Annotated in this window: 10 protein-coding genes; 5 read left to right on the plus strand and 5 right to left on the minus strand. The window is 70.7% G+C overall.

The window, feature by feature from the left end:
- Nucleotides 1–43: 43 nt before the first annotated feature.
- Nucleotides 44–832, plus strand: a complete 789-nt coding sequence (locus SMA5143A_RS23270; RefSeq protein ID WP_099963757.1) for an ABC transporter ATP-binding protein — start codon at nt 44–46, stop codon at nt 830–832.
- The gene (locus tag SMA5143A_RS23275) at nt 829–3447 is read left to right on the plus strand and encodes an ABC transporter permease (protein WP_107464789.1); all 2619 of its coding nucleotides are present in this window, start codon (nt 829–831) and stop codon (nt 3445–3447) included. The genes SMA5143A_RS23270 and SMA5143A_RS23275 overlap by 4 nt, the downstream gene beginning before the upstream one ends.
- 156 nt (nt 3448–3603) lie before the next feature.
- Here the strand turns inward: SMA5143A_RS23275 and SMA5143A_RS23280 are convergent, their stop codons facing one another.
- Together SMA5143A_RS23280 and SMA5143A_RS23285 are read right to left on the minus strand one after the other, a co-directional pair.
- Nucleotides 3604–4161: a phospholipase A2 gene (locus SMA5143A_RS23280; RefSeq protein ID WP_107464790.1), complete on the minus strand. Its 558-nt coding sequence runs from the start codon at nt 4159–4161 to the stop codon at nt 3604–3606.
- 112 nt (nt 4162–4273) lie between these two features.
- Nucleotides 4274–4537, minus strand: a complete 264-nt coding sequence (locus SMA5143A_RS23285; RefSeq protein WP_107464791.1) for a hypothetical protein — start codon at nt 4535–4537, stop codon at nt 4274–4276.
- Nucleotides 4538–4869: 332 nt separating this feature from the next.
- On the opposite strand from SMA5143A_RS23285, the gene mfd reads away from it, so the two are divergent.
- Nucleotides 4870–8403 carry a transcription-repair coupling factor gene (gene mfd / locus SMA5143A_RS23290; RefSeq protein ID WP_107464792.1) on the plus strand — a complete coding sequence of 1178 codons (3534 nt, stop codon included), beginning with the start codon at nt 4870–4872 and terminating at the stop codon, nt 8401–8403.
- 175 nt (nt 8404–8578) lie between these two features.
- Here mfd and SMA5143A_RS23295 read toward each other — a convergent pair whose 3' ends face one another.
- On the minus strand, nt 8579–9289 hold the full coding sequence (locus tag SMA5143A_RS23295; protein WP_107464793.1) for a TetR/AcrR family transcriptional regulator: 711 nt from the start codon (nt 9287–9289) through the stop codon (nt 8579–8581).
- 140 nt (nt 9290–9429) lie between these two features.
- Between SMA5143A_RS23295 and SMA5143A_RS23300 the strand changes: the two genes are divergently transcribed.
- Both SMA5143A_RS23300 and SMA5143A_RS23305 read left to right on the plus strand, forming a co-directional pair.
- Entirely contained in the window at nt 9430–10335 is a 906-nt protein-coding gene (locus SMA5143A_RS23300; protein WP_107464919.1) for an SCO6745 family protein, read from the plus strand.
- A 125-nt stretch (nt 10336–10460) separates the two neighbouring features.
- The gene (locus SMA5143A_RS23305; RefSeq protein WP_107464794.1) at nt 10461–11180 is read left to right on the plus strand and encodes an HNH endonuclease family protein; all 720 of its coding nucleotides are present in this window, start codon (nt 10461–10463) and stop codon (nt 11178–11180) included.
- A gap of 79 nt (nt 11181–11259) precedes the next feature.
- On the opposite strand, the gene SMA5143A_RS23310 is transcribed toward SMA5143A_RS23305, so the two are convergent.
- Nucleotides 11260–11994 (minus strand): hypothetical protein, encoded by a 735-nt coding sequence (locus SMA5143A_RS23310; protein ID WP_107464795.1) that lies wholly within the window; start codon nt 11992–11994, stop codon nt 11260–11262.
- A 144-nt stretch (nt 11995–12138) separates the two neighbouring features.
- A complete protein-coding gene (locus SMA5143A_RS23315; RefSeq protein ID WP_107464796.1) occupies nt 12139–12522 on the minus strand; it encodes a hypothetical protein in 384 nt (127 codons plus the stop codon).
- Between the last annotated feature and the right edge of the window lie 175 nt (nt 12523–12697).

Raw genomic sequence — 12697 nt, forward strand, 5'->3', positions numbered from 1 at the left:
CCGAGCAACAGCACCAGCTGCTGACCGACTTAGGAGACATACCGTGACATCGGCTGTGACCATCACCAGGCATGGGGGCACTGGAGGGCGTACGGCCGTTGCCGCGCGGGCGCGGCAGGTCGTGAAGGCGTACGGGTCCGGCGAGACCCGTGTCGTCGCCCTCGACCATGTGGACGTGGACATCGCGCGGGGTCAGTTCACCGCGATCATGGGGCCCTCGGGGTCCGGCAAGTCCACGCTCATGCACTGCCTCGCCGGACTCGACACCGTGACGAGCGGTCAGATCCACCTCGACGAGACCGAGATCACCGGCCTGAAGGACAAGAAGCTCACGCAGTTGCGCCGGGACCGGATCGGGTTCATCTTCCAGGCGTTCAACCTGCTGCCCACGCTGAACGCGATCGAGAACATCACGCTCCCCATGGACATCGCCGGGCGCAAGCCCGACAAGGAGTGGCTCGGCCGGGTCGTGGAGACCGTCGGGCTCGCCCAGCGGCTGAAGCACCGGCCGACGCAGCTCTCCGGCGGTCAGCAGCAGCGCGTGGCCGTGGCCCGGGCCCTGGCCGCGCGCCCCGAGATCATCTTCGGGGACGAGCCGACCGGCAACCTCGACTCGCGGGCCGGCGCCGAGGTGCTGGGCTTCCTGCGGCGCTCCGTCGACGAACTGGGCCAGACCATCGTGATGGTCACCCACGACCCGGTGGCCGCCTCCTACGCCGACCGTGTGCTGTACCTGGCGGACGGGCGCATCGTCGACGAGATGTACCAGCCGACGGCCGACCAGGTCCTGGACCGCATGAAGGACTTCGACGCCCGGGGGCGCACGTCATGAGCGTGATGAGGACATCGATGCGCAACTTCTTCGCGCACAAGGGACGGATGGCGCTGTCGGCCATCGCGGTCATGCTGTCGGTGGCGTTCGTGACGGGCACCCTCGTCTTCACCGACACCATGGGCACCACCTTCGACAAGCTCTTCGCGGCCACCTCCTCCGACGTCACGGTCTCGGTGGCCGGCGGCGAGCCCGACGAGGTGTCCCGGACCGGCCGCCCCGACTCCCTGCCCGCCTCGCTGGTCAAGGAGGTGGCCGCGGTCGAGGGCGCCAAGTCGGCCGAGGGCGCCGTCTCCTCGATGGACGTGACGGTCGTCGACCGCGACAACAAGAACATGGGGTCCTCCACCGGCGCCCCCACCATCGCGGGCAACTGGACGAAGAACGACCTGCGTTCCATGGAGATCACCTCCGGGCACGCCCCGCGCGGCCCGACCCAGGTGATGGTCGACGCCGACACCGCCGACAAGCACGGCCTGGAGCTCGGTGACGAGCTGCGCACCATCACCGTCAGCGGCGACCTCACCGCCCGGATCGTCGGCATCGCCTCGTTCAAGGTGACCAACCCCGGTGCCGCCGTCGTCTTCTTCGACACCGCCACCGCCCAGCGCGGACTCCTCGGCGCCACCGGCCGGTTCACCCAGGTCAACGTCACCGCCGAGGCGGGCGTCAGCGACACCCGGCTGAAGCGGAACGTCAGCTCGGCCCTGGCGACGCTCGAGGCAGAGACCGAGCAGGGCGCGAAGGGCGCCCAGGAGACGGCGTACAAGGTCCGTACGCAGCAGGAGACCGCGGACGCCAACCGCAGCGACGTCGACGAGTTCATGAACGTCATCAAGTACGGGATGCTCGGCTTCGCCGGGATCGCGTTCCTCGTCGGGGTCTTCCTGATCATCAACACGTTCTCGATGCTGGTCGCCCAGCGCACCCGCGAGATCGGTCTGATGCGGGCCGTCGGCTCCTCCCGCGGCCAGGTCAACCGGTCGGTGCTCGTCGAGGCGACGCTGCTCGGCGTCCTCGGCTCGCTGATCGGTGTCGGCGCGGGCGTCGGCCTCGCGGTCGGACTGATGAAGCTCATGTCGGCCGTCGGCATGGAACTGTCCACCCGTGACCTGACGGTGAACTGGACCACCCCCGCCATCGGCATGCTGCTGGGCATCGTGGTCACCGTCCTCGCGTCCTATCTGCCCGCCCGCCGCGCGGGCAAGGTCTCCCCGATGGCCGCGCTGCGCGACGCCGGCACCCCGGCGGACGGCAAGGCCGGACTCGTACGGGGCCTGGTCGGTCTGGTGCTCACCGGCGCCGGTGCCTTCGCGCTCTACCTGGCGGCCACCGCCGACCAGGCGAAGCAGGGCTCGCTGATCCTCGGCGTGGGCATCGTCCTCAGCCTCATCGGCTTCGTCGTGATCGGCCCGCTCCTCGCGGGCGGTGTCGTGCGGGTGCTCAGCGCCGTGCTGCTGCGGGCCTTCGGCCCCGTCGGCCGGATGGCCGAGCGCAACGCGCTGCGCAACCCCCGCCGCACCGGCGCCACCGGCGCCGCCCTCATGATCGGGCTGGCCCTGGTCGCCTGCCTCTCCGTGGTCGGCTCCTCCATGGTGACCTCCGCGACCGCCGAGCTGGACAAGTCGGTCGGCGCCGACTTCATCATCACCGCGGGCAACGGCGGCAAGCCCCTCAACCCCGCCATCGTCAAGGCGGTCGAAGGGGTCGAGGGCCTCGGCCACGTCACCCGGATGAAGGAGACACCCGCCAAGGTGACCGCGCCCGACGGCACCTCCGAGTCGGGTCAGCTGCTCGCCGCCGAGGCCACCTACGCCGACGATCTGCGCCGCGAGACCGTCTCCGGTGACCTCGCGGCCGCGTACGGCGCCGACGCGATGTCCGTCGGCTCCGAGTTCGCCGAGAAGGCGGGCGTGAAGGTCGGCGACACCCTCACCGTGGCCTTCGAGGGGGGTCGCACCGCGAAGCTGCGGCTCGCGGCCATCACCTCCGACGACACGGGCCTCGACCAGGGCGCGATGTACACCAACCTCACGACCGTCGAGCGCTATGTGCCGGCCGAGCGGGTGCCGCTGGACACGGCCCTGCTGGCCAAGGCGGACGAGGGCAGCAAGGACCAGGCGTACGCCGCGCTGAAGACGGCCGTCGCCAAGGACCCCACGGTCAAGGTCATGGACCAGACCGACTACAAGCAGGCCCTTCAGGACCAGGTCGGTCAGCTGCTCAACATGGTGTACGGCCTGTTGGCCCTGGCGATCGTCGTCGCGATCCTCGGTGTCGTGAACACCCTCGCCCTGTCGGTGGTCGAACGCACCAGGGAGATCGGCCTCATGCGGGCCATCGGCCTCTCCCGCCGCCAGCTGCGCCGCATGATCCGCCTGGAGTCCGTGGTGATCGCCCTGTTCGGCGCGCTGCTGGGCCTGGGCCTGGGGATGGGCTGGGGCGCGACCGCCCAGCGGCTCCTCGCCCTGGAGGGCCTGGAGGTCCTGGACATCCCGTGGCCGACCATCATCGGAGTCTTCATCGGCTCGGCGTTCGTGGGCCTGTTCGCCGCCCTCGTCCCGGCGTTCAGGGCGGGACGGATGAACGTCCTCAACGCTATCGCGACGGACTGATGCCGGCGGGGAAGGGGCGGGGGACGGGCTAGGCGGACCGGCCCCTCGGACCGGTACGGGGGTCCCGCCCGAGGGGCTGTGAGGCCACGGGGACGGCGGGGCGTGGGGAATGATCCCCACGCCCCGCCGTTTTCGTGATGCCCGGTCCTGCGGCCGTCAGCCGGCGGCGCGGACGGCCTGGTAGTACTTCTTCGCCGTCTTCAGGCACGCCGCCTTGGCCTTCTTGCGTACGGGCGGGGTCAGCGGGTCGGCCCAGAACCTCTGTCCGCAGACCCGGTTCATGTCGCCCAGCATTGCCTGGTCGATCCGGAGTTTGTGGGACCGCTTGAATGTGGCCTTGCCCGCGATCGTCTTGTAGTTGCGGTATCCGAAGTCGTGCCGGTAGCAGGCGAACGAGAAGTCGTATCCGCCCCAGATCTTGTCCGGTGACGAATTGCAGTAGTTGGTGCTCCAGTTGAACTTGTACTTCGTGATCGCCGGCTTGTGCTGCCGGTACTGCCCGAGCGCCGTGAACCAGTTGGTCTGGGAGCCGGACGAGTTCCCCGTCAGGGTGCCCAGTTTCGAGAGCTTCTGCGCCTTGGTGACCCCGGCGACCGCCTGAGTGGACGCCCCGCCGTCCGCCGTGGCGGGACCGGCGAGGGCGGGTGCGGCGCCGGTCAGCAGAAGAACTGCCGAAAGAGTGGCGCCGGGAATTACTCTTCGTAACGTGGTCATGGTTTTCCCCGTTTCTGGTCGACTGCTGCTCGGAAAGCGATCGTCACGGTGCCATGCCCACGGAGGGGTGCCAATTGTCCCTTGGTGCAGTGCGGAGGGCAGAGGCAGGCGATCAGACGCGGCGCAGCAGGACGTATCCCTGGACGAGGCCGTCGAGTTCGTAGTGGTCACGGGGACGCAGCTGACGGGCGTACCGGGGAACGTCCTTGATCCACCGCGAGGAGTTGTAGAAGACGATGTAGTCCGCGGCGAGGCCCCAGCGCCAGCGCCGCCGAGGCCACCCCGGCGGGCAGATGGAACGCGTACGGGCGCAGCCACCGCCGGGGGCTGCGGCGCGCGGCGGAACTGCGCGAACGACCGCGAGGCGGTGAGCCAAGAGCCGACCGAGGCGCCCTGAGGGGTGCGGGGAACTGCGCGAGTGACCACGACGGTCCGCAGCCGAGCGAGCACCACAGGCCCCCTGCTTCCTCGGCGGGGTCCGGGGGCGGCCCCCGCGGGGCCGAAGGGACCGAGCCCCTGGGGACGGGACGGCTGAGGGCGGCGAAGGCGAGCCCCCCGACAAGGCCCCACGGTTGTCCACAGGCTCCGCACCACCCCCACCACCCGTCGTACCCTGGACACCCCCGGCCCCTCCCCTGAGGTCGGGCGCTCGTGTTGCCCCCGCTGTACCCCAGCCGCAGCCTGACCCCCGGACGGGAAACGCCCTTCATGAGCCTCCACGGTCTGCTCGACGCCGTAGTCAAGGACGCGCCCCTCGCGGAAGCGATCAGGGCCGCGGCCGACGGCCACCGCACCCACGTCGACCTGGTCGGCCCCCCGGCGGCCCGCCCCTTCGCCGTCGCGGCCCTCGCGAGGGACGCCGGCCGCCCCGTACTCGCCGTGACGGCGACCGGCCGCGAGGCCGAGGACCTCGCGGCCGCCCTGCGCTCGCTGCTCCCCCCGGAGGGCGTCGTCGAGTACCCGGCCTGGGAGACCCTGCCCCACGAGCGCCTCAGCCCCCGCAGCGACACCGTCGGCCGTCGCCTCGCCGTCCTGCGCCGGCTGACCCATCCGCGCCCCGACGACCCGGAGACCGGCCCGGTCCAGGTCGTCGTCGCCCCCGTGCGTTCCGTCCTCCAGCCCCAGGTCAAGGGCCTCGGCGACCTGGAGCCCGTCTCCCTGCGCAGCGGCGAGAGCGCCGACCTGAACCGCACGGTCGAGGCGCTCGCGGCCGCCGCGTACTCCCGCGTGGAGCTGGTCGAGAAGCGCGGCGAGTTCGCCGTGCGCGGCGGCATCCTCGATGTCTTCCCGCCGACCGAGGAGCACCCCCTCCGGGTGGAGTTCTGGGGCGACGACATCGAGGAGATCCGGTACTTCAAGGTCGCCGACCAGCGCTCCCTGGAAGTCGCCGAGCACGGACTGTGGGCCCCGCCCTGCCGTGAACTCCTCCTCACGGACGACGTGCGGGGGCGCGCCCAAGCCCTCGCCGAACGCCATCCCGAGCTCGGTGAACTCCTCGGCAAGATCGCCGAGGGAATCGCCGTCGAAGGCATGGAGTCCCTCGCCCCGGTCCTCGTCGACGACATGGAGCTGCTGATCGACGTCCTCCCGAAGGGCGCGATGGCGGTCGTCTGCGACCCGGAGCGCGTGCGCACGCGCGCCGCGGACCTGGTGGCCACCTCGCAGGAGTTCCTCCAGGCGTCGTGGGCGGCCACGGCCGGCGGCGGTGAGGCCCCGATCGACGTCGGCGCGGCCTCCCTGTGGTCCATCGCGGACGTCCGAGACCGTGCCCGTGAGCTGGACATGATGTGGTGGTCGGTGTCGCCGTTCGCCGCCGACGAGGAGCTGGACTCCGACACCCTCAAGCTCGGCATGCAGGCACCCGAGACCTACCGCGGCGACACCGCCAAGGCCCTCGCCGACACCAAGGGCTGGCTCGCCGACGGCTGGCGCACGGTCTTCGTGACCGAGGGCCACGGCCCCGCCTCCCGCACCGTCGAGGTCCTCGGCGGCGAGGGCATCGCCGCCCGTCTGGAGGCCGACCTCGGGAAGATCGCCCCGTCGGTGGTGCACGTGGCGTGCGGCTCGATCGACTACGGCTTCATCGCCCCGTCCCTGAAGCTCGCCGTCCTCACCGAGACCGACCTGTCCGGGCAGAAGGCGGCCGGCAAGGACGGCGCCCGCATGCCGGCCCGCCGCCGCAAGACCATCGACCCGCTCACCCTCGAATCGGGCGACTACATCGTCCACGAGCAGCACGGCGTCGGCCGCTACATCGAGATGGTCCAGCGGACCGTGCAGGGCGCGACCCGCGAGTACCTGGTCGTCGAGTACGCCCCCGCGAAGCGCGGCCAGCCCGGCGACCGCCTCTACATCCCCACCGACCAGCTGGAACAGATCACCAAGTACGTCGGCGGTGAGGCACCCACGCTGCACCGTCTGGGCGGCGCCGACTGGACGAAGACCAAGGCGCGCGCGAAGAAGGCGGTCAAGGAGATCGCCGCCGACCTGATCAAGCTGTACAGCGCCCGCATGGCCGCCCCCGGCCATTCCTTCGGCGCGGACACCCCCTGGCAGCGGGAGCTGGAGGACGCCTTCCCGTACGCGGAGACGCCCGACCAGCTGACCACGATCGCCGAGGTCAAGGAGGACATGGAGAAGACGGTCCCGATGGACCGCCTGATCTGCGGCGACGTGGGCTACGGCAAGACGGAGATCGCGGTCCGCGCCGCGTTCAAGGCGGTCCAGGACGGCAAGCAGGTGGCGGTGCTCGTCCCCACGACGCTCCTGGTGCAGCAGCACTTCGGCACGTTCAGCGAGCGGTACTCGCAGTTCCCGGTCAGCGTCCGGGCCCTGTCCCGCTTCCAGACGGACACCGAGGCCAAGGCCACCCTGGAGGGCCTGCGCGAGGGCTCGGTCGACATCGTCATCGGCACCCACCGCCTGTTCTCCTCGGAGACCAAGTTCAAGGACCTCGGCCTCGTCATCGTCGACGAGGAGCAGCGCTTCGGCGTCGAGCACAAGGAGCAGCTGAAGAAGCTCCGCGCCAACGTCGACGTCCTCACGATGTCCGCGACGCCGATCCCGCGAACCCTGGAGATGGCGGTCACCGGCATCCGGGAGATGTCGACGATCACCACGCCCCCGGAGGAACGCCACCCGGTCCTGACCTTCGTCGGCCCGTACGAGGAGAAGCAGATCGGCGCGGCCATCCGCCGTGAACTCCTGCGTGAGGGCCAGGTCTTCTACATCCACAACCGGGTCGAGTCGATCGACCGCGCTGCCGCCCGGCTGCGCGACATCGTCCCCGAGGCGCGCATCGCGACCGCCCACGGCCAGATGTCGGAACAGGCCCTGGAACAGGTGGTCGTCGACTTCTGGGAGAAGAAGTTCGACGTGCTCGTCTCCACGACGATCGTGGAGTCCGGCATCGACATCTCCAACGCGAACACCCTGATCGTGGAGCGCGGCGACACCTTCGGCCTGTCCCAGCTCCACCAGCTGCGCGGCCGCGTCGGCCGAGGTCGTGAGCGGGGCTACGCGTACTTCCTCTACCCGCCGGAGAAGCCGCTGACGGAGACGGCACACGAGCGCCTCGCCACGATCGCCCAGCACACCGAGATGGGCGCGGGCATGTACGTGGCGATGAAGGACCTGGAGATCCGCGGCGCGGGCAACCTCCTCGGCGGCGAGCAGTCCGGCCACATCGCGGGCGTCGGCTTCGACCTGTACGTCCGCATGGTCGGCGAGGCGGTCGCGGACTACCGGCGTCAGCTGGAGACCGGGGAGATCGAGGAGGAGCCGCCGCTCGAGGTCAAGATCGAGCTGCCGGTCGACGCGCACGTGCCGCACGACTACGCGCCCGGCGAGCGGCTCCGCCTCCAGGCGTACCGGGCGATCGCCTCCGTCAACACCGAGGCGGACATCGCCGCGGTGCGCGAGGAACTCGTCGACCGCTACGGCAAGCTGCCCGAGCCGGTGGAGAACCTGCTGCTGGTGGCCGGGCTGCGGATGCTCGCGCGGGCCTGCGGCGTCGGCGAGATCGTGCTCCAGGGCAACAACATCCGCTTCGCGCCGGTGGAGTTGCGGGAGTCGCAGGAGCTGCGCCTGAAGCGGCTCTACCCCGGCACGGTGATCAAGCCGGCCGTCCACCAGGTGCTGGTCCCCCGCCCGAAGACGGCGAAGGTCGGCGGCAAGCCGCTGCTCGGGCGGGAGTTGCTGGGGTGGACGGGGGAGTTCCTGGCCTCGATTCTGGGGTCGTAAGTTCTCGGTGTCGGTGTCGGTGTCGGTGTCGGTGTCGGTGTCGGTGTCGGTGTCGGTGTCGGTGTCGGTGTCGGTGTCGGTGTCGTGGTGTGGGGCGGGCGGGGTGCGCCGGGGGCCGGCGCCGCGTTCCGCCCCGCTGTTCCCCGCTGTCTCTGTCTCTCGATGACGGTGGTGGTCACCGTCCTGTGGACGGGAACAGCAGCTCCGTCGCCGTGCGGAAGACGTCCTCCGGGTCCCGGTCGCCGACCACCGCGTCGAGGTTGTGGCTGAGGAGCAGCGTCGCGAAGCCGTGGGAGAGGGACCAGGCGGCGATGCCGGCCAGCCGGGGGTCCGCACCGCCGAACGCGGGGCGGGCGGTGCTGACCGCGACGCGCAGCCGCTCGCTCGACAGGGCGCGGGCGGTGGTCAGTTCGAGGTCGTCCTCGCGGAGCAGCTCCGGGCGGAACATCACCTGGAAATGAGCCGGGTGCTCACGGGCGAAGCGGACGTAGCGGACGCCCGCGTCCCGCAGGTCGTCGGCCCCGGTGAGCGTGGTGGCCAGGAGCGCGTGGCCCTCCGCCGCGATCGCCGTGAGCAGCCCCGTGCGGTCCTTGAAGTGGTGCGCCGGCGCCGCGTGCGAGACGCCCGCGCGGCGGGCCAGGTCCCGCAGGCTGAGCGCGGAGGGCCCGTCGGCGGCGATGACGTCGAGCGCGGCGCGGAGGATCGCGCGTCGTAGATCGCCGTGGTGGTAGGGGCGGTCGGGACGGCCCGGACTGTCAGGACGGCCTGGACCGTCAGGACGGCCTGGACCGTCAGGACGGCCTGGACCGTCAGGACCGCCCGGACTGTCAGGACGGTCGGGCTTGTCGAGTCGGTCGGCGCCGTTCGGGGAGCTGCTACGGGGCATGGGGCCAGCGTAGCCCAATCTTGTCGTTGACAAGTTCGCGGCCGGTCGGGCAATCTTGTCAGTGACAAGTTCCGGCTCGGTCGTCGTGGCCGGGGGAGCGGCGAGGGGGATGTGCCATGTCCGAGAACGTCAGCGTCAGCATGAGCGGTGTGGGTGCGGAAGTGGGCCGGGGTGAGGGCGACGGCGTCGCGCCGGGCGAGGTCCGCCGGATGTGGCACCTGCTGGAGCCGCTGCATGCCGTCTTCTACTACGCGCCGGAGGTCTTCGAGGAGGCCGCCGCGCTGGGATATGACGTGACGGAGCGCTGGCCGAGCTACTTCGCCTACCGGGCGGCCCCGTTGGGCGCGGCCGGGAGCGAGCGGGTGGCCTCCGCCTTCTACAGCTTCAGCCCGCGCATGGTCGCCGAACACATCGAGCCGGCCTGGCGGACCGCGAGCCCGGAGGCCGTGCTCGCGGCCCGGGACCGGGCGGTCGACCGGTTGTACCGCGGGTTGTTCGGGGAGCGCGCGCACAGTCCCGAACTCGCGGAGGCCGCCGCTCTGGCCCGCCGTGCCGCCGAGTCCGTGAGCACCGCGGGCCGCCCGCTGGCCGCCGCCAACGCCGAACTGCCCTGGCCCGAGCCCGCGCACCTCCAGCTCTGGCGGGCGGCGACGATCCTGCGCGAACACCGAGGGGACGGTCACCTGGCGGCCTTGCTGATCGCGGACCTCGACCCCACCGAATCCCTCGTCTCCTTCGCGGCGATAGGCGCGGCATCGGTGGCACGCTTCGAGAGCCGAGGCTGGACCCCGGCCGATTGGTCGGCCGCCCGCGACCGCCTGGCCGCACGCGGACTGGTCGACGCCGACGGTACGGCGACGGAAGCCGGCCGGAGCCTGCGCCGGGAGGTGGAGCGGCACACCGACCGACTGGCCGCCGAGCCCTGGCGGTTCCTCGGCCCGGCGGACACTGCCCGACTCGCCGACCTGCTGGGCGAATTCTGGGTCACCGCGATCGGCTCGGGTCTGCTGCCGTCGGAGACGACGCTGGGCATAGGCAAGGTGTGAGCCCGGAGCCGGCGCCTGCCGATCCGCCCCTTACCCCCAGGGACTACGGTGTCGGCCGGAGTGGGCAGGGAACACAGGCAGGGCAATCGAACCGAAGCAACCAGCAAGGCAGTGAGGAGGGTCGCGTGGTGCGTCAGAGGGGTGGGGTGGCCGTCGCCGCCCTGGTACTGGTCGCCGCCGTCAGCGGCTGTGAACCGGGCACGAAGGGTTCCGCGGGGCCGGCGGACAACCCGGGCGGGGGAGGCCCCGCCCTGGCCGCGGCGGAGTCCCTGACCGTCAAGGGCCGTGCGCCGAAGACCGGTTACGACCGGGAGGAGTTCGGCAGCCCCTGGGCCGACACCGACTCCAATGACTGCGACACCCGGGACGACATACTCCAACGCGACCTGGAGGACGTGAAGTTCCGGGACGGGGACTGCCGGGTGGCCTCCGGTGTGCTCGACCCGGACCCGTACACCGGCGAGGACGTGTCGTTCGTACGGGGCCGCAGCCAGATCGACATAGACCACATCGTGGCCCTGTCCGACGCCTGGCAGAAGGGCGCCCAGAAGTGGGACGACAGCAAGCGCATAGCCCTGGCCAACGACCCGCTCAACCTCCTCGCGGTCGACGCCGGCACCAACCGGGGCAAGGGCGACGGCGACGCGGCCACCTGGCTCCCGCCCAACAAGGCCTACCGGTGCACATACGTGGCGGCCCAGGTCGCCGTGAAGAAGAAGTACGAGCTGTGGGTCACCTCGGCCGAACAGTCCGCGATGAAGCGGGTGCTGAGCGACTGCCCCGACCAGAAGCTCCCCAGCGGCGGCAACCCGACCAAGGCCCCGGCCCGCTTCCACGCGGACTGAGGCCCTGAGGGATCGCTCGACCGTGCGCCCCGCGGGGCTCGTGCGGGTCGTGCCCGATGCGAGCCCCGCGGGCGTCAGGTCAGCTCAAGTCCTTGTCCAGGTCGATGACCTTGCCCTTGGGGGCGTCGGCCGGGACCGGCTTGTCGTAGTCGGTGAAGCTCATGTCGCCCGGCTCCTTGGCGGACTTGCTCACGACCCGCAGGAGGTAGGGCTTGCCCTTGGTGGCGACGGACAGGGTGTACCGGTCCTTGCCGTCCTTCTCGTGGAGGAGGATCGCGGGGGTGCCGTCGACCGTGGTGGTCTTGCCGCGCTCGGCGTCGGAGTTGGTGTCCTCGAAGTCGGCGAGCACGGTGTCCAGGTCGCAGAAGCTGGCCATCTCCTTGGAGTCCTCGGTGGTCGCGGACGTCTTGGTCCACTTGCCGGCCAGCATGTCCACGATCATGTCGGTCTCCTCCTTGGAGGAACCGCCGCCCTGGGCACGCAGGAACGCCTCGTCGTACTTCATGTAGATCGTGTCGCCGGTCTTGATCAGGTCGGCCTTGCCGTCCTTCATGCCGATCGTGCCGGCGCAGTCGCCCTTCTTGTTGAGGGCCATGTCGAGGTTGATCGTGCCGCCGGCGCTGTCGTCCTGGATCTCGCCCTTCATCCGGAGCGAGTCGGCGTCGGAGGTGGCCTTCACGGCCTTGTCGGCGATCTCGCCGCCGCTCAGACCGGAGAACGGCTCGTTCGACTTGTCCTCGCCGGGCAGACAGCCGGTGAGCGAGAAGGTGGCCGCGGCGGCGATGCAGAGAGCGGCGAGAGCGGTGCGACGCATGGGAAATCCCCCTGGGTTGTGATGAGTGAGCGGTGCCGCCGCCGCACGCGGGCACGGGTGTGCGTACGGCGGCGGACGTGAGCGGGTGAGCGGTGATCTCGGATCGGCGGGTGGTGACACCCGCCCGATGGGCGGAGGTGTCTGTCAGTAGGCGCGGGTGGCGAGTTGCTCGCCCGCCGAGTCGTAAACCGTGACGTGACCCCGCTCGTCGTGCTTCCAGTCGGCGAAGGCGGCGGCGATCAGCCGGGCGGGGCGGGTACCGCCGCCCGGTGGGCCGCCGGTGAGGTCCGTGAGGACATCGGCTGAGTCGGTTCCGCCCGCCGGTGGCGCGGGTCTGTGCACGTCGGTGACATGCGAGACGGCGACTCTCTCGGCGGAGGTGCCGTGAGTGTTCACAAATCGCTTGAAGCGGTCGGCGGAGCCGGTGCCGTAGGAGGCGCCGTCACCGCTCCCGGCGTTCGCCGAGACCACCCCGATAACGAGGAGCCCGACCGCCGCATGCAGTGTGAGCTGCGCCTTCATACCCATGGTCGTGCCTCCTCTCCTGGTGGATGACCGCACGACGAGGTGTGACCACCCGAGGCGGGCGGCTCGTCGTTCGATGGGTTAATCACAGCAGAGCTTGTGAACCGAGTCAACACGGTTCACGATAACGAGTGCGTACACGGCGTGAAGCGGTAGATCTTGCGTGCGTCGGTATGCT

Source organism: Streptomyces sp. MA5143a, from assembly GCF_900290235.1.
In the GTDB taxonomy this organism is placed as follows: domain Bacteria; phylum Actinomycetota; class Actinomycetes; order Streptomycetales; family Streptomycetaceae; genus Streptomyces.

Coding starts and splice junctions, on each gene's coding strand:
- SMA5143A_RS23275 (WP_107464789.1), top strand. CDS start 829: ATGAGCGTGATGAGGACATCGATGCGCAACTTCTTCGCGCACAAGGGA.
- SMA5143A_RS23300 (WP_107464919.1), top strand. CDS start 9,430: ATGAGCGGTGTGGGTGCGGAAGTGGGCCGGGGTGAGGGCGACGGCGTC.
- SMA5143A_RS23315 (WP_107464796.1), bottom strand. CDS start 12,522: ATGGGTATGAAGGCGCAGCTCACACTGCATGCGGCGGTCGGGCTCCTC.
- SMA5143A_RS23295 (WP_107464793.1), bottom strand. CDS start 9,289: ATGCCCCGTAGCAGCTCCCCGAACGGCGCCGACCGACTCGACAAGCCC.
- SMA5143A_RS23310 (WP_107464795.1), bottom strand. CDS start 11,994: ATGCGTCGCACCGCTCTCGCCGCTCTCTGCATCGCCGCCGCGGCCACC.
- mfd (WP_107464792.1), top strand. CDS start 4,870: ATGAGCCTCCACGGTCTGCTCGACGCCGTAGTCAAGGACGCGCCCCTC.
- SMA5143A_RS23280 (WP_107464790.1), bottom strand. CDS start 4,161: ATGACCACGTTACGAAGAGTAATTCCCGGCGCCACTCTTTCGGCAGTT.